Origin of the sequence: Streptomyces malaysiensis subsp. samsunensis (assembly GCF_024519315.1) — a bacterium.
Classification (GTDB): Bacteria; Actinomycetota; Actinomycetes; order Streptomycetales; family Streptomycetaceae; genus Streptomyces; species Streptomyces malaysiensis.
In genome coordinates, this window is sequence record NZ_JANIIC010000069.1 from 16019 (window position 1) to 41261 (window position 25243).

Consider the following 25243-nt stretch of genomic DNA (forward strand, 5'->3'; position numbering starts at 1 on the left):
ATCATGTGGAGGCATGACATGGGCGGCACGGCAGGATCCGTAGGCGGCCGACGGCGTGGCCGGGCCATGCGCTGGGGTGCCCTCGCCGGCGCCGCGGCCCTGGCGACCGTGGGCGGGGTGGCCCCCGCATGGGCCGCGCCCGCCAAGGGCGGCGGCACCGCGACCCCGGTGAAGCATGTGGTGGTGATCTTCGACGAGAACATCTCGTTCGACCACTACTTCGGCACCTACCCCAAGGCGGCGAACACGGACGGCACCACGTTCACGCCGGCCAAGGGCACCCCCAAGGACATCGACACCCTGGCGCACGCCGGGTTGCTGAAGAAGAACCCCAATCTCTACAAGCCCAAGCGGCTGCGCAGCGACCAGGCCATGACCTGCGACCAGAACCACTCCTACGGCCCCGAGCAGTACGCGGCCAACGCCGGCAAGGCCGATAAGTTCGTGGAGAACACCGAGGTCAGCAAGTGCACCGGGCTGTTCGGCGAGCCCGGTCTGGTGATGGATTACTACGACGGCAACACCGTCACCGGGCTGTGGAACTACGCCCAGCACTACGCGATGAGCGACCGCTCCTTCAGCTCGGCCTACGGCCCCTCCACCCCCGGAGCGCTGGAGCTGGTCTCGGGCCAGACCCACGGCGTGATCTCCACCGACCCCAAGTCCTCCACCGAGAACCCGATCCAGACCGACAAGCCGGACGCGTACACGGTGGCCTCACCGGACGCCAAGGGCGTGGGCACGATGATCAACGACCCGGACCCGGCCTACGACGACTGCTCCAACAAGGACCACACCAGCGGCAACGCCCTGGCCCTGATGCAGGGCAGGAACCTCGGCGATCTGCTCAACGACAAGGGTGTGACCTGGGGCTGGTTCCAGGGCGGCTTCCGGCCCAGCACCGCCTGGGACGGCCGGCAGGACCACTACGCCAAGTGCTCCGGCACCACCCACAAGAACGTCGGCGGGGCGGAGTCGGTGGACTACAGCCCGCACCACGCCCCGTTCCAGTACTACAAGTCCACGGCCAACCCGCATCACCTCCCGCCGAAGAACGTCCAGGAGATCGGCCGGAGCGGCCGGGCCAACCACAACTACGACCTCACCGACTTCGGCGCGGCGCTCAAGACCGGCCATCTGCCGGCCGTCAGCTTCCTGAAGGCCGCCGAGTACCAGGACGGCCACGCCGCCTACTCCGACCCGGTCGACGAGCAGCACTTCCTGGTCGAGCAGATCAACGCGATCCAGAAGTCCCCGCAGTGGAAGGACACCGCGATCGTCGTCGCGTACGACGACAGCGACGGCTGGTACGACCACGCCTACGCCAAGCCCCTCAACGGGTCGACGGACAAGACCACGGGCTCGGGCGGCAAGGCCACCGACAGCCCCGCCTGCCAGTCCGGCCCCGCGCCCGCGGGCGGCTACCAGGACCGCTGCGGCCCCGGCCCCCGGCAGCCGCTGCTGGTGATCTCCCCCTTCAGCAAGTCCAACAAGGTCGACCACACCCGGACCGAGCAGACGTCGATCACCCGCTTCATCGAGGACAACTGGCACACCGGTCGGATCGGTGACGCCTCCTTCGACAGCCGGGCGAACTCCCTCTCCGGGCTGTTCGACTTCCGTCACCCCAACAACACCCAGGTGCTGCTGAAGTCCGACGGCTCGGTCGCGTCGGTCCACAAGGCCGGTCACTACACGACCTCCGCCCTGGCCGCCCACGCCCCGATCGTCAACGCCGCGGCCGCCGACGCCCTGACCACCCGGCGTCTCGCCGACGACCGGGGCACCTCCGCCGCCCTGCCCATCGGCATCACGGCGGGTGTGCTGGTGCTCGGCGGCGCCGGTACGGCGCTGGCCCTCCACCGCCGCCGCACCGCGCGGACCGTGGGCTAGCCCCGGTCCGCCGCGAGAGACGGCACACCGCCGTCGGGTCCGCCGCCGCACTTCCTCCCCAGGTGGCGGCGGGCCCGGCCGTCCGCCGGGGGCCGGGGAATAAAGCGGAGCCTTTCTCCGGTTGAATGTGCCCGGTAGACGTAGAGGCGTAGAGCCGAAGACGTACGAGCAGACGCACAGGCGTACGCGCACCGCAGCGCGACCAGGGAGGCGGGCCACCGTGGCCGATGAGCAGGACCGGCGAGACGACCAGCGCGACCCCATCCGGGCCCGGCCCCTCGGCAGCGCACCGGTGCCCCTGTCGGTGCTGGACCTCGCGACCGTCGGCAGCGGGGTGACGGCCGCCGAGGCGCTGCGCACCACCACCGAGCTGGCCCGGCTCGCCGAGCGCCGGGGCTTCCACCGCTTCTGGGTCGCCGAGCACCACTCCATGCCCGGGGTCGCCAGCTCCTCCCCGGCGGTGATCCTCGCCCATCTCGCCGCGCACACCGAGCGGATCCGGCTGGGCTCCGGCGGGGTGATGCTCCCCAACCACGCCCCGCTGGTCATCGCCGAGCAGTTCGGCACCCTGGAGGCGTTCGCCCCCGGCCGGGTGGACCTCGGCCTCGGTCGCGCGCCCGGCACCGACGGGGCCACGGCCGCCGCCCTGCGCCGCACCGAGCGGCTGCGCGAGGGCGCCGACGACTTCCCCCAGCAGCTCGCCGAGCTGACCCGCTTCCTCGACGACTCCTTCCCCGACGGCCACCGCTACGCCCGTATCCACGCGGTGCCGGGGCCGGTGCAGGGCACCGTGCCCGGCGGGGTCCAGTCCGCCGGCCGGCCCTCGATCTGGCTGCTGGGCTCGAGCGGCTTCAGCGCCCGGCTCGCCGGGATGCTCGGGCTGCCGTTCTCCTTCGCGCACCACTTCTCCGCGGCCAATACCGTGCCCGCGCTCGACCTCTACCGCGAGACCTTCCGGCCGTCCGCCGTGCTGGACCAGCCGTACGCCTCGATCGGCGTCTCGGCCTTCGCCGCCGAGGACGAGAAGGAGGCCCACCGCCAGGTGCTCACCGGCGCCCTGGCCATGATCCGGCTGCGCACCGGACGCCCCGGCCTGGTGCCGACGCCCGAGGAGGCCGAGGGGTACGAGTCCAACGAGATCGAGCGCGACTTCATCAACAGCTGGCTCGCCAATGTCGAGTACGGCACCCCGGACCAGGTCCGTGAGGGACTCGACGGGCTGATCAAGCGCACCGGAGTGGACGAAATCAAGATCACCGCCAATGCCCACGGCCGCGAGGCCCGTCTGCGCTCGTACGAGCTGATCGCCGATGCCTACGATCTGCCGACGGCGCAGACGGAGGCGTAGCCCTACCCCGACGCCGGGCAGGTGGTGATCATCGCCTGGATGCGGTCCGGCGGCACCGGACGGGAGTAGAACCACCCCTGTCCCGTGTCGCAGCCGATCCGCCTCAGCCGCTCCGCCTGCTCGGCGCTCTCCACGCATTCGGCCGTCACCGTGAGGCCCAGCCGGTGCGCTAGCTGCACCAGCGCCTCGACGATGGTCTGGTCGGCCGGATTCGGATGCTCCTCCGCCCGGAACCCCTGGACGAACGAGCCGTCCAGCTTGAGCGTGGAGACCGGCAGCCGGCTGAGATAGGCGAGGTTGGAGTAGCCGGTCCCGAAGTCGTCGATCGCGATGGCCACCCCCATGTCGCTGAGCTGCTGGAGCGCCTGGAGCGGACGCCCCGTCGAGCCCATCACCGCCGACTCGGTCAGCTCCAGCTGAAGCAGATGCGGCGGCAGCCGGGTCTCCGCCAGGATCGCGCCGACATCGGCCACCAGATCGGAGTCCCACACCTGGCGGACCGCCACATTGACGCTGACCACCAGCGGATGCGTCGGATTGGCCAGCTGCCAGGCACGGGCCTGGCGGCAGGCGGTGCGCAGCACCCACCGGCCCAGCGGCACGATCGCGCCGTTCTCCTCGGCCAGGGGGATGAACCGGTTCGGCGACAGCCGTCCGAACTGCGGATGGTCCCAGCGCACCAGCGCCTCCACCCCCCGTACGACCCCGTCGCCAAGACCCACCAGCGGCTGGTAGTCGAGCACGAACTCCTCCCGCTCGACCGCCGGGCGCAGGGTGCTGGACAGCGCCTGCCGGGTCATCCGATGGGCGTTGCGCTCCGGGTCGAAGAGGGTCCAGCGCGCCTTGCCGTCCTCCTTGGCCCAGTACAGCGTGGTGTCCGCGGCCTGCATCAGCCAGGTGGTGTGGGTGCCGGCCGCGGGCCGCTCCACCACGCCGATGCTCGCCGACACCGACAGCCGCTGCCCGCCCACGTCGAACGGCTCCTGAAGGGCGGCCAGCACCGACCGGGCGAGGTCGCACAGCTGCTCGGTGCCGGTGGAGTTGCGGACCAGCAGGGCGAACTCGTCCCCGCCGAGCCGCGCCACGAGATGGCCGCCGGGCGCCGCGCAGTCGATGAGCCGCTGGGCGACCGCGCCGAGCAGCCGGTCGCCGACCCGGTGGCCGAGGGTGTCGTTGACCGCCTTGAAGCCGTCCAGGTCGAGATAGCAGAGCCCGATCCGGCCGGTGCCCTCGTGGTCGTAGGTGGCCGCCTCCAGCGCCGAGGTCATCCGCTCGAAGAACAGGCTGCGGTTGGGCAGCTTGGTCACCGGGTCGTGCATCTGGAGATGGCGCAGCCGCCCCTGGAGGTCCCGCTGATCGCTGATGTCGGCCATGGACAGCAGCAGGCTGCAACTGTCCGGCGCCGGCTCGACGGTGATCTCGGCCCACAGGGCATGGCCGTCGGCGCGCAGCAGCCGCCGGGTGCGGCGCAGCCGCGCGAGGCGGCCGCCCAGGACCTCCCGGTACTCCCGCCAGGTGCGCGGATCCTCGTGCAGATCGGCCAGGTCGGCCGCGCTGCGGGTGGTCAGCAGGCCCGGATCGGTGCCGAGCAGGGCGCCGAGCGCGGGGTTGGCGTCGAGCACCCTCCCCTCGCGGTCGACGACCGCCATGGCCAGGCGCGCCGCGTTGAAGGCGGCGCGGTAGTCGCCGGGCGCCGGGCCCGGGGTGTGCCCTGCGCCCGGGGGCGTGACCGGGCTCGGGGGCGCGCCCGGGACCGACGGCGCGCTTGGGGCCGGACGTGGTGCGCCGGGGTCCTCCGCGACAGGGAGGACGCTCGGGATGGCATCACGCTCTGTGATCGCGGGCAGGGTCGCGCCCGGGGCGCGACCCTGCCCGTCGGGGGTTCCGCTCACCGCTCGCTCCCGCGTGGCGTTTGTTGTTTCCAAGTTGTTCGTACACATCTTGCGCATGTCTCACACCGGGTGCCGGGCAGACCGTAATTGGCTGCCTGAAGGGGGATTCCCCGCTGAAGATGTGCCGATCATAGGGGCTCGTACTTCGGGCGTTCCATCGACGTCATCGCGCTCACCGCCGCCTTGACAATGTGTTTGGTCGTATCTGTTCGACTCTGCGCGTGCAAACAGCCGCTCTGACCGAATGTGACCGTCTGTTACGTACCCGGATAGCGGCCTCTTCACTCGACCAGCCCAACTCAACAGGGCGTACCCCGCCAATTCACCTCAGGGTGGAGTGGGTGTTCCGACTACGCCCGGGAGGTCGACATGGTGCGTCCTCAGGTACCCGAGGGAGTGCACCAGCGGCCTCGGCTGCGTCGGACCCAGGCCCTGCTGACCTCGCTGAGCGCGCTCATCGCGACCACCGTGGTGGCGGGCCCCGCCGTCGCCGCCGGCCCCGGCGGACCCTGTGACCTGGAACGTACCGACGCCCACCACTCGGAGGGCCTGGACACCTGGAACTCCCGCTATCCGCGCCCGGTACGCCGACTGGACGCGGCGATGGTCTTCCTGTCCTTTCCCGACGCCAGGCCCAGGGTGACCCCCGCCCGGCTGGCCGCCGACCATATCCCCGCGACCCCCGACTTCTTCAAAAGGGCCTCCTACGGGAAATTCGCGCTGCGCGTACATCCGCTGCGGCGCTGGATCGCCATGCCCCAGCGGTCCACCGCGTACGCCATACAGCGCGACTGGAACGCCCAGCGGCGGGCCGCCTATCTGCGCGACGCCATCGCGTCCGCCGATCCGCACCTCGACTTCGGCCGCTATGACCTCGTCTATCTGGTCGCCGACCCCGATGCCCCCGGTGTGGACGCCGATGCGACGAAAGTGGTCAACTTCGAAAAGCCACTGCGCGCCGATGGTGTCGATCTGCGTCGTCTGGTCACCGTTTTCGAGCACCATCCACCGGACCGCAATGTGCTGGCCCATGAGACCGGGCATGTCTTCGACCTTCCCGACCTCTACCACCGGCCGAAGGACACCGACGGTAACGCCGAATGGGACACCTACGTCGGCGACTGGGACCTGATGGGAAGCCAGTTCGGGATGGCACCCGATCCGTTCGGCTGGCACAAGTGGAAGCTGGGCTGGCTCGGCGCGCGCCAGGTGGCCTGCGACCGCCTCACCGGTCCGCGCAGATACACCCTCCAGCCCCTCAGCGCCCCCATGGCGCGCGGCGGGCCCGGCGCCGACTTCCGCACCCGGCTGGTCGTGGTCCGCACCGGGCCCACCACCGCGCTGGCCATCGAGGCGCGCGGCGGCCGTGGCAACGACGCGGGCATCTGTACCGAGGGCGTGCTGGTCTACCGCGTCCACAACGACAAGGCGTCCGGCGACGGCCCCGTCCAGGTGCTGGACGGCCACCCCACCACCTCCGCCTGCTGGAACGAGTCGGTCTACCCCGAACTCGCCGACGCCCCGCTCGGCGTCGGCGACACCCTTTCGGTCAAGGAGGACGACGTACGGATCACGGTGGCCGGCCGCGCCGCCGACGGAGGCTGGACCGTACGGGTCAACCGCCAGGCGCCCGGATGACGCGGCGGCCCGCCGGCCGAAGGCGCCCGTCCCGGCCGGGACCATGGCCGCCTTCCCGCCCCGCCGCGCCCCGCCGTCGTGGACCCGACGACCGGACGGATCCGTGACGCCCTGGGGTCGACCCGGGTGAAGTACGCGCGCCGCACGCCGAGTTCGGGAGGGAGGCCGGTGAGCCCTGCCGGGGTGGTGCGGCATGACAAGGGGGCGCGCGATCGCGCTCGTGCTACGGGGTATGCGTTCGACGGGCGGATTTGCCCGCGAATCGATGGAAGGTCCGGGAGAGCGGGGGAATAATCGTCATGCGGGGGAAGCCGGGCGGGTGGAGCAGGGGGCGGCATGGTCAGGGTGCTGATCGCGGAAGACATGCATATGTTGCGCAAGGCCCTGGTCGCCCTGCTGGAATTCGAACCGGACATCGAGGTGGTGGCCGAATTCCCCGACGGGGCCGACATCCTGCCGCGCGCCCGTGAGCTCCGCCCGGATGTCGCGGTGCTCGACATCGATCTGCCCGGTATGGACGGGCTCACCGCCGCGGCCGAGTTGAGCACCGCCGTCCCCGAATGCCGCACCATGATGCTCACCAGCCTCGGCCGCCCCGGGAATCTGCGCCGGGCGCTGGCCGCCCATGTCTCCGGCTTTCTGCTGAAGGACAGCAGCCCGGAGAAGCTGAGCGACGCCATCCGCGCCGTCGCCAAGGGCGAGCGGGTGATCGATCCACAGCTCGCGCTGGCCGCCCTGGACGACGGTCCGCAGCCGCTGACCCCACGTGAGCTGGAGGTTCTGCGGTTCGCCGCGAAGGGGGAGGACTCCGGGCAGATCGCGGCCAAGCTGTTTCTGTCGGTGGGCACGGTGCGCAACTACCTGACGTCCGCCGTGACCAAGCTGGACGCCCGCAACCGGGTCGACGCCATCCGGATCGCCCGCGAGGCGGGCTGGCTGTAGCGGCGACCGGGCCTTGCCGCGCCGCCATGGTCGCGCCGCGCCGCCATGGTCGCGCCGCGCCGCCACGGTTCTCGCCGCGCGTCGCGGGGCCACGCCGCCACGGGCCTTGTTACGCCGCCCCGGGCCGCCTGTCACGCCGTCACGGTCGGCCCCGGGCCGTACTCCTCCTCCGAGCCGCGCTCCCGGCCGCTTCGCCGCGGCGCGGCCACGGACACATCCAGCTCCGCCCGTAACTCGAACCAGCCGTCCGACCGTACGCCCGCGCGCAGCCGCCCGCCGAGGTTCTCCACCCGCACCCGGAGGTTCCCGATTCCGCTGCCGCCGTCCGTGCTGTCGGCGCGCAGGATCGTGGACGGCCGGCCGACCCCGTCGTTGACGAGGGTCAGCCACACCCGGTGGCCGCTGCGCCGTGCCTCGAACGCGCAGTGGTCGGCCTTGCTGTGGCGCAGCACATTGGTCAGCCCCTCGCGCAACACGCTCGCCAGCACCGTGTCCACCAGCTCCGGCAGCGGTGCGCAGTCGATCTCGGCCGTGGCGCTGATGCCCGCCGCGGCCAGCATCGAGCGGGCCGTGGCCGCCTCCGCCGACAGCGACATCTTGCGATAGCCGCTGGCCACGGCCCGTACGTCGGCGAGGGCCTGACGGGAGGTCTGGAGGATCTCCGAGAGCTCCTGCTGGGCGCGGGAGTTCTGCCGGGGCACCAGCCGGTGCACCAGCTCGCATTTGAGGGTGATCGTGGACAGGCTGTAGCCCAGCAGATCGTGCACGTCCCGGGAGAACCGCAGCCGCTCCTGGGCGACCGCCAGCCGGGCCAGTTCCGCCCGGGACCGGGACACCTCCGCGACCAGCCCGGACAGCCGCGAGAGCCCGAAGACCACCAGCCCGGTCAGCGCGGTGGAGACCGAGGTGTACGCGACCTGGCCCCAGCCGAAGCCGACCTGGAACAGCAGCACGTCCGTGCACAGCAGGATGGCCGCGAACGCGGGCCACGCCAGCGCCGGAACCAGCACCAGCAGCGAGGAGCCGGCCAGGAAGCCCGGCATGCCCAGCCAGGCGTGCTTGAAGATCGCGAACGGGGCGAAGGTCAGCACCGCCTGGAGCGCCAGCGTCCAGTGCCGGGCGCCGCTGAGCCGGGGCGCGAGGCCGGGGAAGGAGTGCAGCAGTTGGAGGCAGAGCAGGACGGTCATCGGCAGCAGCGCCAGCGCGAGCATCGCCGCGTCGATCGTCCCGCCCGAACGATTGCCGTCGACCACATAGGTGACGGCCACGGAGAAGTAGCCCACCAGCACGATGACCGTGATGACCACGGCCAGACGCGGCGCCAGATCGTCATGGTGACGCGGTGGGTGGTTCCCGGCACCGTCGGGCAAGAGGCTCCCCTGCACTCGTCCTCCGGATGGTCGAGCCGGATTGGGTGGCTTGCCCGAGAGTATCCGATCTTCGGTGGAGGTGGAGAGGCCGCGTAGAAGGCTCATGGTGTACGCAGAGTTACCGGGTGTCACGGGGAATCACAGGAAAAACGGAATCGGGTTGAGGTCCGCATAGGGCGTGGGGGCCGACAGCCGGCCGAGCGCGACGGGTACGTCGAAGAGCCGGCCGGGCGCGAACCGGGCCCAGTGCGGGCGCATCCCGGGCATCAGCACCTTGGCCACCGGCAGTCCCACATCCGGCCGGGTCTGGTCAAGCACCAGCAGCTCCATCCCGCGCCCGCGCGCCAACTCCCTTACGGCGGCCGTCGCGTCGCCCTCCGGGGGGCCGGATATCGGGGGCGGCGGGGCGGCCGGATCGGGTGTCAGATACGGGTGGTCGGCGAGGGTCGCGGTGCGGAACCAGCGCAGCGCCTCGGGCTCGGCCGCGCCGTAGCCCCCGCCGTCGGCACGGGCCTCGACCACCGCCGGAAGCATCTGGTTGAGCTCGGCGAAGGCGTGGCAGAGCGCGGTGTGCCGGTCGAAGTGGGCGCCGAAGCCGAGGGTGATGTCCTCGGCGGGCTTGTCGAGGCGCCGGGAGAGCGCGGCGACCACCGGAATGCCGAAGTCCGTGGTGAGGTCCAGGGCCCACACCTCGCGCCGTACGCCCCGGTGGGCGGCGCGCACCTCGGCCAGCCAGGGGTCGTCGAAGGCGTCGAGGGCCACGGCGGGCTGCCGGGTGCGGTTGTACCACCACAGGGCGACCGCGTCCCGCTCCACCAGCTCCAGAAAGCCCCGTACGACGGCGTCGGCCAGGGTGCCGCCGGCCGCCGCGCCGTTGGAGTCCGCCCGGCAGCAGCGGCCGCCCGGGGGCTGCGGGGCGCCGTAGTACAGCAGCGCGGTGGGCAGCAGCCGGTGGCGTTCGGCGGTGAGCGACCACACCGGGGTCCAGTCCAGCTCCGCGCCCTCGTCGAACGGATCGTTGATCCGGTGGCGCGCGGGGAGGGCGGGGTCCCGGAACTGCCGCGGATCGAAGAGCTGGACGGTGTCCGGATGCATCACGTCGTCCGGGCGCAGATCGCGGTAGCGGGCGCGCTGACGGGGCTCGTCCCCCTGGAAATGGCCGCTGTAGTGCTCCAGGGCCTCGCACAGCGCGCTCGCCCGCGCCTGTTCGGCCGTGCGGCCCTTACCGTGGGCGGCGGCCCGCAGCCCCGCCCTTACGGCGTCCAGGCCGCTGTGGGGGCCCGCCCCGGCGTACGAGGGGTGGCGGGCGTGGAAGCAGTTGAGGACGGCCGGGCCGCGCGGATCGCGCCGGATCTCGGTGACCAGCCCGGTGACGGGGTCCACCAGATGTCCGTAGCGCTCCATGATCCCGCGCGGGGAGGTGTCGGCGTCGGTACCGATGAGCGGGTCCCGTGGCGACGGCAGCGACAGGGGCGCCCGTATCCGGGCCGCGACCAGCGCCGGATCGCCGCAGCCGGCGCACTGTGGCCGGCGGGCGAGCGGATGGCGGTCCACGGTGGCGGTGAGGCTGTCCAGGGTGCGCAGCTCCCGCTGGCCCGGATGCCGGTGTCCGGCAAGCCACTTGGCGGCCTCCAGGGCGGCGAGCTGGAGCGCCGCGGCGCGGCTCGCGGGCAGGGAGGCGGGCGGGCGCGGCACCGGCCCCGGGCGGCCGAGCCGGCGCTGGAGATACGCCTCGGCCTGCCGTCCGCGCCACAGCCGGTCGGCCAGACAGTCCCAGCACGGATCGTCGGGGGCGCCGAGGAACGGGCCCAGCCACGCCTGGGTGCCGACCGGTTTGACGGGCAGCCAGCGAAGGCCGGCTGCGCGGTGCGCGGCGTCCACGGCGGCGAGCCGGGGATCGAGGTAGTCATCGCACACCACAAGGGTGAGTTCTGTGTCGCCATGTTGACGAGGGGCGATTTGACATATCTCTCGGCGAGGAGTAGCGGCCCCGGAAACCGTCGGATCGCCGTCCACCGCCCCCCGGTCCGCCGCGGCCCCGCCCACGGTCCTCGAGGCAGCGGTCCTCAGCCCCGCGGCGCGCAGCGCCCGGACCACTTCGCCCGGGTCGGCCGAGCCGAGGACCAGCGGGGCCACGGCGGGGCGGGACGCCCGGGGCGCGGGCGCCGGGGTGGGGCCGCCCACGGCGGCCGGCCCCGCCAGCTCCCAGTACGCCGCCTCAGGGGTCGAGGCGCGCTCCCGCTCGGAGACCAGCCCGGCCGCGCGGAGTCGGGCGATGACGCGCTCGGCCTGCCCGGCCGGGACCGCGCCGGCCGGGCCCGCGGCGCGGGCGGGCGCGGCGGCCTCGGTGAGGATGTGGGCGAGGTCCCGCGACCCGTCGAGCAGCGGCGCCAGCGCGGCGATCGCCTGCCCGTGCAGCGCCGTGACCCCGTGCTCGGAGACGAGATACACGGCCTCGCCCGGCACCGGCTCGACCCGCAGATGTGGTGTGAAGCCCAGTTCGCCGGTCATCGGCCGGTCATTCGGCGCCGACGGTGCAGATGCAGATGCCGGCCGCGGGGACGGCCCAGGCGGCCTCGGAGAGGTCCTCGATGACCAGGTCGTCCGCCTCGACGGGCGGATGAACGGCCTCGGCGGCCCCGACGTCCCCGGCGCGCTCGGCGAGCCTGACGCGTTCGGTGATCTCGGCGACCCCGGTGACCTCGGTGTTCTCGGCGGAAGAAGCCAGGCCGGCGGGGCTCGTGGACTCATTTGGGACGGGCGTATCGGTCATCGCGGACTCTCTCATCGCCAGGGGTGTGAATTTGTCATGGTGCGGGGCTCTGGAACTCATATCGAGCTCGTTACTCCGGCACTGGCCGCACAGGCCGCCCACAAGCGAGGCTCTTAGATGCCTCGGTGGCAGGGCCGCGCGGCCAGGAGGCACTTGACGGACCGTTGACGGAGGTACACGACCATGGACATCAAGGTGTTGGGGCCGCTGAGCGTCGAGGCGTGCGGTCAGTCGATCGTGCCGAGCGCGGGCAAGCCGCGCCAGATCCTTGCATTGCTTTCCGTCTACGCCAACCAGATGCTCCCGGTGCCCACTCTTATGGAGGAAATCTGGGGCACACAGATGCCACGCAGCGCGCTCACCACTTTGCAGACCTACATCCTCCAGCTGCGCCGCAGGCTGGCCGCCGCCTATGGCCCGCAGGCCCCGCAGGCATCCAAGGATGTGCTGGCCACGCGCTACGGCGGATATGTGCTGGAGGCCCAGCCGGGTGCGGTGGACATCCATGAGTACGACCGGTTGGTGGCCGCGGGGCGGGAGGCGCTGGACGCCGGGGACGATGTGCAGGCGTCCCTGCTGCTGCGCGAGGCGCTGGCCGTGTGGCGCGGCCCCGCGCTGGTGGATGTGAAGGTCGGGCCGGTTCTGGAGATCGAGCTGGCCCGTCTGGAGGAGAGCCGGCTCGGCGTCCTGGAGCGCCGTATCGAGGCCGATCTGCGGCTGGGCCGCCATGCCGAGCTGCTCACCGAGCTCACCGAGTTGACGGCCCGCCATCCGCTGCACGAGGGGTTGCACGCCCAGTGCATGGCCGCGCTCTACCGCGCGGGCCGCCCCTGGCAGGCGCTGGAGGTCTACCAGGGGCTGCGCGCCAGGCTGGTCGAGGACCTCGGGCTGGAGCCGTCGCCGCGGCTCCAGAAGCTCCAGCAGGCGGTGCTCGCCTCCGACCCGGCGCTCGATCTGGACCTGGACGGCCACTGGCGCCGCCCGGTGCTCGACCTGTTCGCCGCATAGCCCCTCGACCGCATTGCCCCTCGACCGCGTAGTCCCTCGACCGAATAGACCGACAGCCGACAGCCGACAGCCGACAGCCGACAGCCGACAGCCGACAGCCGACAGCCGATCCCTGATACCGCCCTCGTCCGAAGTCTCGTGGGCCCGGTTCCCGTAGGTCTCGTAGGTCCCGTACCAGCCGTCCCCGTCCGATGAACCATCCCCCCAAAAACGCCCGGCGCCGCCCTTCAGCCGGGCCTGCTACGGCTCCGCTGCCCGATCCCCCCGCGCGGGCAAGCGGAGCCGTAGCGCGTCCAGGGAGCGTCAGGGGGTGTCACTGGCGCCCGGTGCCCAGGTCCTGGAGCCCGACCAGCAGGAGGCGCGACGATGCGCGAGATCGACACCGATGTGTGCGTGGTCGGGGGCGGCCCGGCCGGTCTGGTGCTGGCGCTGCTGATGCTGCGGTCGGGGGCCCGGGTGACCGTCCTGGAGTGCGCCCGCGCGCATCAGCGCGTGGTCCGCGGCGAAATCCTCCAGCCCGGCGCGATGGAGTTGCTGGACGCGCTCGATGTGCTCTCCGGCGCCCGCGCCCGCGGTGCCCATGAGCACCACCGGTTCCTGGTGATGGAGGGCGAGCGGGTGCTGCTGGAGGCCGACTACCGGCTGCTTCCGGCCCCGTACGACCACCTGTTGAGCGTTCCGCGCCCCCATCTGCTGGATGAGCTCCTCGCCCGCTGCCGCCGCTCGCCCGGCTTCCGTTATCTGCCCGGATGGCGGGCCGGTGGTCTGCTGCGGCGGGATGAGCGGATCGCCGGGGTGATCGCCGACGGACCGCCGGGCCGTTGTGCCGTACGGGCGCGGGTCGTGGTCGGCGCGGACGGCCGGTTCTCACGGGTCCGGCGGCTGGCGGGTATCGGGGCGGGCCGCGCCGAGGCGTTCGCCCAGGATGTCCTGTGGTGCGCGCTCACCGCGTCCCCGGAGGAGCCGCCGGTCCGCGATGTGCGGGTGTTCCGCACCGGCGGCGGCCCGGTGCTGGTCTACGGCTCCTGGCCGAACCGGATCCAGATCGGCTGGACCCTGCCGCACCGGCGCTACGGCCATCTGGCCGCCCTCGGCCTCGACCATGTCAAGGAGCGGCTGGTGCGCGCCGTGCCGCGGTACGCCACGCTGATCCGCGACCAGATCCGGACCCCGGCCGATCTCGGTGTGCTCGATGTCTTCTCCGCCCGTGCCGAGCGCTGGGCCGCCGACGGTCTGGTGCTGATCGGTGACGCGGCCCACACCCACAGCCCGATCGGCGCCCAGGGCATCAACCTCGCGGTGCAGGACGCGGTGGTGCTGCACCCCCTGCTGACCCGTGCCCTGGCCGAGGGCGACACCAGCGCCGAGCGGCTGGCGGAGTTCGAGCGGCGGCGCGGGCCCGATATCGCGGCGGTCATGCGGATGCAGACCTTGCAGAGCCGGGCGATCCTCTCGCAGGGCGCGTTCACCACCCGGGTGCGCCCCCGTCTCGCGCGGGCGCTGCGTCGTACACCGCTCTATCGCAAGATCCTCCAGCGCATGGCCTACGGCAATCCGTCGATCCGTATCGCCGACGCCGGAGTGTGCGGCCGGACATAGCGCCGGAGCGCGATGGCCGGAATTCGTTGGCACACCGCTTCTCGCCACCCCGACGGTGGTGCCATAGGCCGTATGGCCTAGGTTGAGGCCATGCACACTGTCGTGATCCTGGCGCTGGATCAGGTCATCGCCTTTGATCTGGCCACCCCGATCGAGGTGTTCACCCGCACCCGGCTGCCCGATGGCCGGGAGCCCTACCGGGTCCGGGTCTGCGGGCCCACCCCCACCATCGACGCCGGGGTGTTCGCCCTCCAGGCGCCGTACGGACTCGAGGCGCTCGCCGAGGCCGACACCATCGTCGTGCCCGGCCGTAGTGACCCACTGCTTCCGGTCCCCGCCGAGGTGAACGACGCGCTGCGGGACGCGGCCGGGCGGGGCACCCGTATCGCCTCGATCTGCTCCGGGGCCTTCATCCTCGCCGCCACCGGGCTGCTCGACGGGCACTGCGCCACCACACACTGGCTCGGCGGTGCGCTGCTCGCCGAGCTCCATCCGAAGATCCAGGTCGACCCGGATGTGCTCTATGTGGACAACGGCCAGTTCCTCACCTCGGCGGGCGCCGCGGCCGGGCTCGATCTGTGTCTGCACATCATCCGGCGCGACCATGGTTCCGCCGTGGCCGCCGACGCCGCCCGGCTGTCCGTGATGCCCCTGGAACGGGAGGGCGGGCAGGCCCAGTTCATCGTCCATGACCAGCCGCCCGTACCGCGCGGATCGCTGTTCGAACCCCTGCTGCGGTGGATGGAGGACAACGCCGCGCGGGACCTCACCCTCACCGAGATCGCCGCCCATGCCGGCATGAGCACCCGCACCCTCAACCGCCGCTTCCGGGAGCACACCGGGACCACCCCGCTCCAATGGCTGCACCGCGCCAGGATCCGCCAGGCGCAGTATCTGCTGGAGGCCACCACCCACCCGGTCGAGCGCATCGCCACCCAGGTCGGATTCGGCTCGCCCACCTCCTTCCGGGACCGCTTCAAGCGCGTCGTCGGCACCAGCCCGCACAGCTACCGCTCCGCCTTCCGGCGAAACGCCGGATAAGCCGCTTCTGCGAAACGCCGGAAGTCGCTCCGGCGAACGCCGGACGGCCGCCACATCCCGGCAGGGGCGGGCGCGGGTCGAGGCTGCCTCGAGTCACGGCGGCGACCATGGCCTTCTCAGTGGGAACGACCGCGAGGAGTGCCCATGTTGGACCTCGGCCTGGAGGGGCGCACGGTCCTGGTCACCGGGGCCACCGGGGCCATCGGCCGGGCCGCCGCGCGCGCCTTCGCGGAGCAGGGCGCCCGGGTCGCGCTCGCCTTCCGGCACCGCCGCGAGGCCGCCGAGGCGCTGGCCGACGAGCTGTCCGGATCCGACCGGGGCAGGGCCTTCGCCGTGCCGTACGCCCTGGACGACGCCGCGTCGCCGCGCTGGGTCGTGGCCGCCGTGGAGGAGCGCTGGGGCGGGCTGGACGTGCTGGTGGCGACCGCCCGGCGAAGAGGTGCGCGACGCGAGCCGCACACCCGGTTCGAGGACGTATCGGAGGAGCACTGGCGGCCGCTGGTCACCGACGGCTTCGCGCCCGCGATCCGCACCGTCCAGTGGGCCCTCGCCGGGATGCGCAAGCGCGGCTGGGGCCGGATCGCGCTGGTGGCCGCGCCGTACGCAGCGGACGGCGATCCCGGCGGGGAGTTCCACGCGGTGGCGCGGGCCGGGCTGCACGGTCTGGTCCGCGGTCTGATGGACGAGGTGGGCGGCGACGGAGTGCTGATCAACGCCGTATGCCCCGGGCCCACCCCGCCCGACCGGCCGCCCACCACCCCCGAGGACATCGCCCGCACCCTCCTCTTCCTGTGCTCCGCGGCCAACGGCACGGTCACCGGCGAAGCGCTGACGCTCGCGGGGCGCCGCTGAGCCCGCCGAGGAGCGCGGGATGTGATGAGTCGGCTCGGTGTCATGTCCATCGGCCGGACGGGGCGGTCCGGCCGGCTCGACTCCGCGGGAGGTCACCGTGCGCGTCCTGTTCACGACCTGGGCCTCGGGCGCCCATCTCGTCCCCATGGTGCCGCTGGCGCGCGCCCTGCTCGAGGCCGGGCATCAGGTGCGGGTCGCGGTGCCGTCCGCATGCGCGGCGGCCGTCGCCCGCGCCGGCCTGGTGCCGGTGCAGATCTGCGCCCTGCCCATGGCGGTGGTCAGGGCGCCGGACCCGGCGCGGCGCCCGCGCGGCGTCTGGCCGACGGACTGGCCGGTGCGGCCCGCCGCGCTCACCCCGGAGCAGCACGGAGTGCTGCGCGCGTGCGGCGATCGTCAGGTGCGGATCGCCGAGGCGATGGCCCAGGGGCTGGTGGCCTTCGCCCGCTGCTGGCAGCCGGAGGTGGTGGTGCACGACGCGAGCGCCTACGCGGGCACGGTGGCCGCGGGCGCGCTGGGGGTGCCCGCCGTCGGTCAGCTGTGGGGGAGCGCGGCCGTCCTGCGGCTGGACCGGCAGCGGCTCGAAGGCCCGCCGCTGCCCGGCTACGCCCGGCTGATGCGGCGCTACGGCGCCGACCCGTCGCGCGAGCCTGACCTGTGGCTCGATCCCTGCCCGCCGAGCCTCGCGCTGCCCTCGCGGGCGCGGCGGCTGCCGGTGCGCTTCCTTCCCCAGGGCGGATCGCCGCCGGGCTCGCCGGGTGCTACGCGCCCGCTGGGGTTGCCGAATTCCCTGGATGAGGCGCCGTCGCCGTACGGGGCCCGCCGTGCCGGGCCGTACCTCGGGCGCCGGGCCGCCGCGTCGAACGGGCGGCGCGGACCGGGCGGCCCCAGGCGCTCCGGACCGGTGCGGGTGTGCGCGGCGTGGGACGACGCCGGTGGTCCGCCGGACGCCGTACGGGTCGCTCTGTGTGCCGCGGAGGCGCGGGGCGTGGAGGTCGTCCGGGTCGGGAGCGCCGCCGAGGGGCGGCCGCCCGCCGGGCCGCTGCACCGGGTGCTGCCGGGCTGCCGGGCGCTGCTCCACCAGGGCGGGGGCGCGTCGGTGCTGGCCGCCGCCATGGCCGGGGTGCCGCAGCTGGTCGTCGCGCCCCGTCTGGAGCACCAGCTGAACGGGGCGCGGCTGGCGCGGGCGGGCGCCGGGATGTACCTGCCCGCCGATGCCCTCGACGGCACACGGCGCGGGGCGGGTGCCGCGGGGGCCCGGCTGGCGCTGGACCTGTTCGCACTGCTGGAGCAGCCCTCGTACGTCGCGGCGGCGCATGTGCTGCGCCGTGAGGCGCTCGCGATGCCCGGCCCGGACAAGGCGGTGCGGGCGGTCACCCGGCTCGCGGGCCCGGCCGTATGAGGGCCGTCATGCGCGACCCGGCCTTGCGGCGGCCGTGATACGCGAAGGCCCCTCCTCGCGCGTGAGGCCATGCGAAAGGCCCCCCACCGAAGTGAGGGGCCTTTCGCTGTCTGTGCGCCGCCAGGGACTCGAACCCCGGACCCGCTGATTAAGAGTCAGCTGCTCTAACCAACTGAGCTAGCGGCGCCTGCTGACGTAGGAGACCTTAGCACCCGGACGCCACGGAGCGAAAATCGATAAGTTTCAGCTCGGAAAGACGGCGGGTGCGCTGGTCACAGCCGTGCCGACAAGATCATTACCGGCGGTGCGGGCCGCCCTCACACAGGCCCACAGCAGCACCTCGGGGCCGGGCAGCCAGGGGTTGCGGACATCGGGCGCGACCAGCCAGCGAGGCGATGGCGCCGGAGTGGACTCCCGCGTTCCGCCGGGCATCGGGACGGCGGGTTCCGGGACGCCGGGCTCGGGAGTGCTGGACTCGACGGCGCCGGACTCCACGGCGCTGGGCTCCGGAACGCCGGACTCCGGGGTTCCGGGCTCCCTCGCGCCCGGCTCCTGAGCACCGTGCTCCAGGGCGTCCTGCTCCAGCGGCGCCGTCGCCGGTGGATCGGGGTCCGGCGGGAACAGCGGCGGCACGGTCACCGCGTCGCCCCGCCCGTAGCAGAGCAGCGGGGGAGCGGCGGCGCGCCACTCCTCCCAGCCGAGCAGCGCCGGCAGCCGCTGGGCGGTCCCCGGGGCGGCGAAGAGCATCACCCGGCCGCCCTGGGCCGCGACCGGCCCGGTGCCGGGCCCGTCGGTCCATAACCGGCCCACCACCCGGCGGCCGAAGAGCGCGTCCATGCTGATCACGTCGAACGCCGTGCCGCAGGGCAGCGTCACGGGGGCGGTCGGGGCCCCGGCCCACAGGGCCTGCACACCGCGCGGTGAGGCGCTGGCCGAGGCGAGCCAGTCCGCACCGGCCGGGGTGACGAAGACGGCGGCGTGAAGTGAGTCCTGAGGCGTTCTGCTCATGTTTCCACCTTTACCGTCGGCGATGACGTGTAGAGAGATGAGACGAAACCGGGACATCGGGTGGCGGCATCCGGTACCTTCCGCCCGCATATGCCCCGGGCTCACGCCTGCCGTCCGTCCGGTGCCGTCAGTCCGGCACCTCGCCGCCCCGCATCAGCTCACGACCGAACTCGACCATCTTCTTGGCGTAGTCCTCGGTCCACTCGGCGCGCTCGGCGATCACGGCGGGGGTCAGCCGATCGAACCGCCTCGGGTCGGCGAGCTGCGCGGCCGCCATCGCCTGGAACTCCATGGCCCGGTCCGTCGCCGCACGGAACGCCAGCACCAGCTCCGTCGAGCGGGACAGCAGCTCACGTGGGTCTTCGATCGACTCCAGGTCGAAGAAGTGCGCCTCGTCCGAGGCCGCGGCGGCCGGTTCGAAGAGCAGGGGCGCTGGTTTCAGCCGCCGGGGCGCGGAGCCATGCCGGCCGTGAGCCGATTCCGGCTCGGGCATGTGATCTCTCCTCCTGGGTCGTGAGGCACATACGGTTCGTGGTGGTCCTGTTGTCTCCATTGTCGCGCGTAGGACAAGGGCGCCCCCGCCGTACGCCGCCGACCTGGGGTCTCTCCCCACCCCATCGCCCCCTGAACCATGGCCGGACCCCTCACTACCGGTGACGGACCGTACGCCCGCCGCGGACGCGCCGTCCTTACGGCCGCCGGGGTCGCGCCTCACGCCCTTACGGCCGCCATGCCACGCGGTGCTCGGCCAGATGCGCCAGCACGGCGTGATTCGCCTCCCATCCGTCCGGGAACTTCACCGTCACGCCCAACTGCACCGGCTCCGTGGACGGATGCTCGTCCAGCAGCTCGGTCACGCCCGCCCGGCACACCACCACACACGCCTGCCGGTGCCGCGACGTCAGCACGCACAGCCGCCCGGTCTCCAGATGGAAGGCCGTGGCGTCCGGGCGCCCGGACAGCGGATGCAGAACGACCGTGACATCGAACTCACGCCCTTGGAGGCGGTTGGCGGTGTCGACGGTGACGCCGGAGACCCCGAGCCCCGTCAGCGCGGCCCGGACCGCCGCCGCCTGGTCCCGGTGTGCCGTGCCCACCGCGATCCGGTCCGCCGCGACCGGAAGCGGCTCTTCGGACCGCTCGCTGACCGCCACCGCGCCCCGGTCCAGCAGCCGCCGCACCACCTGCGCCACGGCCGCGACCGCCTCCGGGTCGGTGCGCGGAGTGCGCCGGGCGGGCAGCTCCAGCAGCCCCCAGCCGGATGCGGCGGCCTCGTCCAGCACCCGGTCCGGCCCCGTGCCGTCGGAGGCCACTCCGAAGCTCAGCCGCCGCTCGCCGTGGCCGGTGCCGCTGCGGAACGGCGTGTACGGATAGAACGCGGCCGAGACCAGCGGGGCCGCCGAGGCCGGCAGCCGCCAGGACACCGGCAGCCGGTGCTGCGGAAGCCGCGGATTGTGCGCGAGCAGAGTGGTGACCGCGCTCGCCGACGGATCGTACGAAAGCCCCGCCCACTGGTCGGCGCCCACCACGCTGAACGGGTCCAGCTGCCCCGGGTCGCCCACGAACAGCGCCCGCTCGAACAGCCCGGCGACCGCCAGCAGCGCGTCGGAGCGCATCTGGTACGCCTCGTCCACGATCGCGTGCCGCCACGGCTCGACGTTCTTGATGTGCGCCCACTTCGCGGCCGTGGAGACGACGATGTCGAGCCCGGCCAGGTCGGCGATCTTCGCGGAGGCGCGGACCGCCGCATGCCCGTCGAGCACCGGGTCGTACGGGTGTGGATCGCTGCTGTGCAGCCGCCCCACCGGAAGGTCGGGATCCGCCGTGGCCAGCCGGTCCACCAGGTCGTCCACCTGGGCGTTGGTCTGCGCGACCACCATCAGCGGCCGCCCGGCGGCGGCCAGCTCCCGCGCCGCGCGCACCACCAGCGTCGACTTGCCCGCACCGGGCGGGGAGTCCACCACGACGCCGCGGTCCGCCCCGTGCAGCGTGTCCCGCAGGATCGCCTCGGTCGCGCGCGCCGCCGCGGCCGAGGGGTCGAACGGCTCGCCCGCGCGGGCACGGCCCGTGTGGGCCGCGGCGGCGGCCGGGTCCGCGCCGATCACAGATAGTCCTCCTCGGTCATCGGGTCGGGCTCTGGGCCCTGGGCCGGGGCGGCGGCGTCCGGCGGGCCGCCGTGGGTCCATGGCGTGCTCTCCGGGTCGGGCAGCTCCGGGCCGCCGCGCGGGGCATGCTCGAACAGCGTCCAGCACACCCGGTCGCCCTTCTCGGGCACCGTGCCCGGCTCGGGCTGCTTGCCCCGGCCCATTCCGCCGGTCAGCCGCACCACCAGCGCACGGGCCGCACCGCCGGGGCCGTACTCGGCGCCCGAAGCACCCGTATCATCCGAAGCGTCCGCGCCACCGGCTCCGCCGCTCTCGTCGCTCTCACCGGACTCGTCGGCTCCTTCAGGCCCGTCCATGTCCGCGAAACCGGCGAACTCCCCGCTCTGCGCCTTGCCGTCGGCCACGACCCGGTGCAGTTTGACCCGCTCGGCCAGGTGCGGACGGTCCTCGGTGCGGACCGTGACCAGCGGGCGCGGGCGCGGCACCTTCGCGTCCGACCAGGCCATCTCCACATCGATCACCTCGCCCGCGAACGCCTCTCCGGCCAGCCGCCGCCCCGCCATGACCAGCGGATCGTCCAGCGCCTCATGGGCATCCAGCTGGGCCTGCGCGGTCTCGCGCGCGGCCAGCTTCTGCGCGGCCGTCACCGCGTCGTCCCGCTTGGGCTGCGGCGGCTCCCCGGCCCTGACCCGGTCCCGGTGGCCGGTGTAGGACCAGCGGTCGCGCCTCCAGCGGTCCGTCACCCGCGCGCCCTCCGGGAGGGAGCGCAGCAGGTCCACCCCGCGCCACAGCGCGTCCCAGGTGGGCCGCAGCTGTGACGCCAGCAGCCGGCGCAGCTCCTCCTCGGCGAGCCGCAGCCGTGCCTCGCCCCCGGCCACGCCCTGTGACGCCTCGGCACGCGCCGCGTCGTAGCGGGACATCGCCGGTGCCAGCAGCTTGTTGTCGAAGGCGGGGTCGGTGGCCGGACCGGCGGGCGGGCAGCGCAACTGGCCGTGCGCGTCCCGCTCCGACTCCGCCCGCAGCGCTGCCTCCGCACCCGATACGCCCTCCGGGGGGTCGACCCAGGCCAGCAGCGAGCCCAGGTGCTGATCCTCCAGATTGCTCTGCCCGGTCGCCCAGTGCCGGCTCAGCAGCTCGGTGAGCGACAGCAGCAGACATGAGCCGGGCACCCGCGACCGCTCCCCGTAGTGGGTCAGCCAGCGGCCGAGCAGCGGCACCCGCGCGGGCGCGGGGAAAGGCGTCTCCGGGTCCTGCTCGGCAGTCCGCCGGAACCGCATCGAGCGGCCCAGCAGCCGGACGAACGCCACGCCCGCGGCGCTCGGCACCAGCAGCTGCGGCGCGTCCTCACAGAGTTCGACCTGGACCGGCACCTTCTTACCGGTCTCCGGATCCGTCTCCTTGCGCTCCTCCAGCTCGATCCCGTCCGCGTACGAGTCCAGATACGGCTGGATCTCCTCGGCGAGCTCGGCGAGGAACGCGAACCGCAGATCGCGGTCGCGCGGCTGGGCCACGATCAGCAGCCGCGGCGCGTCCCGGTCGGTGCCCACCATCGCCCCGAGCGGCGCACCCGCCTCACCGGCGGTGGTGAGCGGGACGAACGCCAGCGGGCGCTCCGACAGATGGCGGTGGCGCACGGTGGTCAGGGGCTGGGCCCGCCCCTCCCGGACCGCCTCCATCCGGGCCAGGGTGGTGATCAGCGACATGCCACCGCCTCGGGGCGGGACGCCAGCGCCTCGGCACGCAGGGCCGCCGCGCGGCGCAGGGCGTCCACGGCGGGGTCGCCGGTGGGGATGTCGTCGGCGGAGCGTTCCATGGCGGCCGTAAGGACGGCGCCCACGGTGGTGAGCCCGCCCAGCTCGCCCCGGACACCACGGCCGAGCGCCTCGACCAGGCCCGCCCCACGGGACCGTGTCCGACAGTGGGCGGCCAGCTCACACGCGGACAGGCACTCCGGGGCGTACGCGGCGTCCACCGCGTCCACGGCGGCCGTCAGCTCCTCGAGCGGCCGGGTCGGGGTCCGGCCGTCGTCGGTGAGCCGGAGGTCGAAGGTGGTGCCCTCGGGGAGCGCGGCGGCGATCTCCTCGATCCGGGTCAGCCGGTCCAACTGCCGCCGGGTGACCGCCAGCTGCTTGCGCACGTCGACCATTTCGGCGGTCGGCAGGTTGGAGAAGTCCTTGGGGCATACGAGCAGCACCTGATGGCGCACCCGGGCCCGCGCAGGGGCCGGGCCCGCCGGTGCGGCCGGGCCCTCCGGGGCTGTGGCTCCAGCCGGGTCTGCCGCCTCCGCCGCCTCTGCCGGGTCCGCCGGGATCACCGGGCCTGCCGCGTCCGCCGGGCCTGCCGCGTCCGCCGTCCCGGCCAGGGTTGCCGCTTCCGCCGGGATCACCGGGCCCGCCGCGTCCGCCGCCTCCGCCGGGGGTGCAGGGACCACCGGGCCTGCTGCCTCCGCTGGGCCTGCTGCCTCCGCCGGGGCTGCTGCCTCCGCCGTCCCGGCCGGGCTCGCCGCCTCCGCCGGGACCACCACGCCCGCCGCGTCCGCCGCGTCCGCCGCCCCGGCCGTCTCAGCCGCGTTCGCCGGGCCCGCCGCGCCCGGAGCCATCGCCGCGTCGTCGCCGCCCTCCGGCGGTTCGCCGATCATCGACGCCACCCGCTCCAGCGCCAGGGCGTAGACCGCCGACTGCCGGGCGGCCGCGCCCACCTTGGCCGGGTCGGCGGAGCCGTCCACCATGGGGAAGGACTTGATCTCGACGACCGTCCACGATCCGTCGGGGTGGACCACCACCGCGTCCGGCTCCAGGAAGGCGGGCGAGCCCGCGACGTCCAGGCTCACCATCGGATGGTCCAGCAGCGCCCAGCGCCCCGCCTCCGTGGCCTCGCGCAGCGCGAGCGCCGTACGGGCCGTGCGGCCCTGTGGGCCGGGCGCGGCCAGATCGGGGGTCGCCACGGCGCCGGGGCCCGGCGGCTCCGTGCCGTCGCGCAGCCGCTCGTGCAGCAGCCGCACCAGATCCGCGCCGCCGTCCGCCTTGACCCGGGCCTCGAAGGAGTTGCCGCGCTGATGCGCGAACTGCGACTGCCCGAAGTTCGCGGGAGCCCCCAGCGCCTGCGCGAGCGCGCCCTTGTCGACCCCGGCCCCGTCCAGCAGCGCGCGGCGGCGGCAGCCCGGGTTGGCGGCCAGCGCCGCCAGCGCACGGGCGTCCATCGGACGGGGAGTGGTGGCCGGGCCGCGCAGCTCAGCGAGCCGCTGCCGCAGCCCCGTCGCCTGCCGCGGGGGCCGTGCCGCCCGTGGCCGTGGTGCTCCGGCCGTCGGCACCGGCACCGGCTCCCCGGCCGCCGTCGTCCGCGGCACCGTCCTTGCGCCGCCTGTCCGCGCCCCCGCCCTGCTGCCGGGGGATCCGTTCCCGTTCACGCGCCGAAGTCTCGCACTTGTCACCGACATTCGCGGGCACCCCCGCGGTTCGGGCGGCGGTGGCCATCTCGCGGGCCGGGCGCAGGCGGGTGCGCACCGTGTCGGCGAGCCGCAGCGCCGGGCCGGTCAGCAGCGCCCCGAGCCCCATGGCGACGGCGCCCGCGGCGGCGTCCAGGAAGTAGTGGTTGGCGGTGCCCATGACCACGATCGTGATCGCCAGCGGATAGCCGACCGCGCCGATCTTGGTCCACACCGAGCGTCCGTGCCGCCACAGGGCGATCCCGCACCACAGCGCCCATCCCACATGGAGGCTGGGCATCGCCGCGTACTGGTTGGTCAGCCCGCCGAGTCCGCGCGGAGCGCTGGCGTCGCCGCCCCACCAGCCGTACGAGCCGTATTGCGCCATGGTGTCGACAAAGCCGTGGCTCGCCTCCAGAAGGCGCGGCGGGCAGGTCGGGAGCAGGGTGAAGCCGATGAGTCCGATGATCGTGGAGACCAGCAGCCAGGTGCGCAGAAAGCGGTAGTCCGATGCCTTCCGGCGCTTCCACAGCCACATCAGGATCGCCGGGGTCAGGACGTAGTGCAGTGAGGCGTAGGCGAAGTCCGCGGGTATGCCTATCGCCGCGTGGGCCGTGAAGATGTCGTTCAGCGGCGACTCGAAGTCGATGTTCAGCCGCTGTTCGAAATGGAGGATCGCCAGACCGTGATCGACGGCGGTGGACACATCGCCGCGAGCGAGCAGCCGACCGGCCGAGTACGCGGCGTACACCACCGCTATGAGCGGCAGTTCGGTCCACCAACGGGGCCGACTGCCCTGTGCTGCTCCGGCACGGGGCACGGTATGGGGCATTCGGACGCTCTCCAAAGATCAGGCGGCCACAAAAAGGCGCGCGGTCAACCGTACGGTGTAGGCGAAGCGACCCACGCACCGCCCCCGTCCGCGTGCGCGCCCGCTCCGGGACCCCGGCG

At 73.4% G+C, this 25243-nt stretch carries 19 protein-coding genes and 1 tRNA gene; 9 read left to right on the forward strand and 11 right to left on the reverse strand.

The annotated features are described in order from the left end of the window. Positions 1-18: 18 nt before the first annotated feature. Both NQU54_RS40070 and NQU54_RS40075 read left to right on the forward strand, forming a co-directional pair. Entirely contained in the window at positions 19-1893 is a 1875-nt protein-coding gene (locus tag NQU54_RS40070) for a phospholipase C (protein WP_257635289.1), read from the forward strand. Between the two features lie 220 nt (positions 1894-2113). Continuing rightward, entirely contained in the window at positions 2114-3241 is a 1128-nt protein-coding gene (locus NQU54_RS40075; RefSeq protein ID WP_174881944.1) for an LLM class flavin-dependent oxidoreductase, read from the forward strand. Positions 3242-3243: 2 nt separating this feature from the next. Here the strand turns inward: NQU54_RS40075 and NQU54_RS40080 are convergent, their stop codons facing one another. Then, positions 3244-5181, reverse strand: a complete 1938-nt coding sequence (locus tag NQU54_RS40080) for an EAL domain-containing protein (protein ID WP_257635309.1) — start codon at positions 5179-5181, stop codon at positions 3244-3246. 321 nt (positions 5182-5502) lie between these two features. On the opposite strand from NQU54_RS40080, the gene NQU54_RS40085 reads away from it, so the two are divergent. Together NQU54_RS40085 and NQU54_RS40090 are read left to right on the forward strand one after the other, a co-directional pair. Continuing rightward, complete coding sequence (locus NQU54_RS40085; RefSeq protein WP_257635290.1) at positions 5503-6771, forward strand: M6 family metalloprotease domain-containing protein; 1269 nt, start codon at positions 5503-5505, stop codon at positions 6769-6771. 336 nt (positions 6772-7107) lie between these two features. Then, the gene (locus NQU54_RS40090; protein ID WP_079257772.1) at positions 7108-7713 is read left to right on the forward strand and encodes a response regulator transcription factor; all 606 of its coding nucleotides are present in this window, start codon (positions 7108-7110) and stop codon (positions 7711-7713) included. A gap of 131 nt (positions 7714-7844) precedes the next feature. Here the strand turns inward: NQU54_RS40090 and NQU54_RS40095 are convergent, their stop codons facing one another. From NQU54_RS40095 to NQU54_RS40105, 3 genes are all read right to left on the reverse strand, one after another. Then, on the reverse strand, positions 7845-9083 hold the full coding sequence (locus tag NQU54_RS40095; RefSeq protein ID WP_257635291.1) for a sensor histidine kinase: 1239 nt from the start codon (positions 9081-9083) through the stop codon (positions 7845-7847). Positions 9084-9221: 138 nt separating this feature from the next. Continuing rightward, the gene (locus tag NQU54_RS40100) at positions 9222-11594 is read right to left on the reverse strand and encodes a TOMM precursor leader peptide-binding protein (RefSeq protein ID WP_257635292.1); all 2373 of its coding nucleotides are present in this window, start codon (positions 11592-11594) and stop codon (positions 9222-9224) included. Positions 11595-11601: 7 nt separating this feature from the next. After that, complete coding sequence (locus tag NQU54_RS40105) at positions 11602-11856, reverse strand: hypothetical protein (protein ID WP_257635293.1); 255 nt, start codon at positions 11854-11856, stop codon at positions 11602-11604. Between the two features lie 183 nt (positions 11857-12039). On the opposite strand from NQU54_RS40105, the gene NQU54_RS40110 reads away from it, so the two are divergent. The 5 genes from NQU54_RS40110 (at position 12040) to NQU54_RS40130 (ending at position 17755) form a co-directional block, all read left to right on the forward strand. Further along, positions 12040-12864: an AfsR/SARP family transcriptional regulator gene (locus tag NQU54_RS40110; protein ID WP_030836626.1), complete on the forward strand. Its 825-nt coding sequence runs from the start codon at positions 12040-12042 to the stop codon at positions 12862-12864. A 366-nt stretch (positions 12865-13230) separates the two neighbouring features. After that, on the forward strand, positions 13231-14463 hold the full coding sequence (locus NQU54_RS40115; protein ID WP_257635294.1) for an FAD-dependent monooxygenase: 1233 nt from the start codon (positions 13231-13233) through the stop codon (positions 14461-14463). 90 nt (positions 14464-14553) lie between these two features. Continuing rightward, on the forward strand, positions 14554-15504 hold the full coding sequence (locus NQU54_RS40120) for a GlxA family transcriptional regulator (RefSeq protein ID WP_257635295.1): 951 nt from the start codon (positions 14554-14556) through the stop codon (positions 15502-15504). A 144-nt stretch (positions 15505-15648) separates the two neighbouring features. Then, positions 15649-16356 carry an SDR family NAD(P)-dependent oxidoreductase gene (locus tag NQU54_RS40125; protein ID WP_257635296.1) on the forward strand — a complete coding sequence of 236 codons (708 nt, stop codon included), beginning with the start codon at positions 15649-15651 and terminating at the stop codon, positions 16354-16356. Positions 16357-16453: 97 nt separating this feature from the next. Then, a complete protein-coding gene (locus NQU54_RS40130; RefSeq protein WP_257635297.1) occupies positions 16454-17755 on the forward strand; it encodes a nucleotide disphospho-sugar-binding domain-containing protein in 1302 nt (433 codons plus the stop codon). 113 nt (positions 17756-17868) lie between these two features. On the opposite strand, the gene NQU54_RS40135 is transcribed toward NQU54_RS40130, so the two are convergent. The 7 genes from NQU54_RS40135 to NQU54_RS40165 form a co-directional block, all read right to left on the reverse strand. Beyond that, positions 17869-17942, reverse strand: a tRNA-Lys gene (locus tag NQU54_RS40135). 56 nt (positions 17943-17998) lie between these two features. After that, positions 17999-18763 carry a bifunctional DNA primase/polymerase gene (locus NQU54_RS40140; protein WP_257635298.1) on the reverse strand — a complete coding sequence of 255 codons (765 nt, stop codon included), beginning with the start codon at positions 18761-18763 and terminating at the stop codon, positions 17999-18001. Between the two features lie 127 nt (positions 18764-18890). Then, a complete protein-coding gene (locus tag NQU54_RS40145; RefSeq protein WP_257635299.1) occupies positions 18891-19256 on the reverse strand; it encodes a DUF8844 domain-containing protein in 366 nt (121 codons plus the stop codon). Between the two features lie 226 nt (positions 19257-19482). Continuing rightward, on the reverse strand, positions 19483-20865 hold the full coding sequence (locus NQU54_RS40150) for an AAA family ATPase (protein ID WP_257635310.1): 1383 nt from the start codon (positions 20863-20865) through the stop codon (positions 19483-19485). Further along, positions 20865-22571 carry an ICP22 family protein gene (locus NQU54_RS40155; protein ID WP_257635300.1) on the reverse strand — a complete coding sequence of 569 codons (1707 nt, stop codon included), beginning with the start codon at positions 22569-22571 and terminating at the stop codon, positions 20865-20867. The genes NQU54_RS40150 and NQU54_RS40155 overlap by 1 nt, the downstream gene beginning before the upstream one ends. Next, a complete protein-coding gene (locus NQU54_RS50605; protein WP_257635301.1) occupies positions 22562-24178 on the reverse strand; it encodes a hypothetical protein in 1617 nt (538 codons plus the stop codon). Before NQU54_RS50605 ends, NQU54_RS40155 begins: the two co-directional genes overlap by 10 nt. Continuing rightward, positions 24099-25124 carry a phosphatase PAP2 family protein gene (locus NQU54_RS40165; protein WP_257635302.1) on the reverse strand — a complete coding sequence of 342 codons (1026 nt, stop codon included), beginning with the start codon at positions 25122-25124 and terminating at the stop codon, positions 24099-24101. The genes NQU54_RS50605 and NQU54_RS40165 overlap by 80 nt, the downstream gene beginning before the upstream one ends. Between the last annotated feature and the right edge of the window lie 119 nt (positions 25125-25243).

Excerpts from the sequence above, each read along its gene's own strand:
- NQU54_RS40070 (WP_257635289.1), top strand. The coding sequence starts at position 19 with ATGGGCGGCACGGCAGGATCCGTAGGCGGCCGACGGCGTGGCCGGGCC.
- NQU54_RS40080 (WP_257635309.1), bottom strand. The coding sequence starts at position 5,181 with ATGTGTACGAACAACTTGGAAACAACAAACGCCACGCGGGAGCGAGCG.
- NQU54_RS40085 (WP_257635290.1), top strand. The coding sequence starts at position 5,503 with ATGGTGCGTCCTCAGGTACCCGAGGGAGTGCACCAGCGGCCTCGGCTG.
- NQU54_RS40090 (WP_079257772.1), top strand. The coding sequence starts at position 7,108 with ATGGTCAGGGTGCTGATCGCGGAAGACATGCATATGTTGCGCAAGGCC.
- NQU54_RS40100 (WP_257635292.1), bottom strand. The coding sequence starts at position 11,594 with ATGACCGGCGAACTGGGCTTCACACCACATCTGCGGGTCGAGCCGGTG.
- NQU54_RS40105 (WP_257635293.1), bottom strand. The coding sequence starts at position 11,856 with ATGACCGATACGCCCGTCCCAAATGAGTCCACGAGCCCCGCCGGCCTG.
- NQU54_RS40110 (WP_030836626.1), top strand. The coding sequence starts at position 12,040 with ATGGACATCAAGGTGTTGGGGCCGCTGAGCGTCGAGGCGTGCGGTCAG.
- NQU54_RS40115 (WP_257635294.1), top strand. The coding sequence starts at position 13,231 with ATGCGCGAGATCGACACCGATGTGTGCGTGGTCGGGGGCGGCCCGGCC.
- NQU54_RS40120 (WP_257635295.1), top strand. The coding sequence starts at position 14,554 with ATGCACACTGTCGTGATCCTGGCGCTGGATCAGGTCATCGCCTTTGAT.
- NQU54_RS40125 (WP_257635296.1), top strand. The coding sequence starts at position 15,649 with ATGTTGGACCTCGGCCTGGAGGGGCGCACGGTCCTGGTCACCGGGGCC.
- NQU54_RS40140 (WP_257635298.1), bottom strand. The coding sequence starts at position 18,763 with ATGAGCAGAACGCCTCAGGACTCACTTCACGCCGCCGTCTTCGTCACC.
- NQU54_RS40145 (WP_257635299.1), bottom strand. The coding sequence starts at position 19,256 with ATGCCCGAGCCGGAATCGGCTCACGGCCGGCATGGCTCCGCGCCCCGG.
- NQU54_RS40155 (WP_257635300.1), bottom strand. The coding sequence starts at position 22,571 with ATGTCGCTGATCACCACCCTGGCCCGGATGGAGGCGGTCCGGGAGGGG.
- NQU54_RS40165 (WP_257635302.1), bottom strand. The coding sequence starts at position 25,124 with ATGCCCCATACCGTGCCCCGTGCCGGAGCAGCACAGGGCAGTCGGCCC.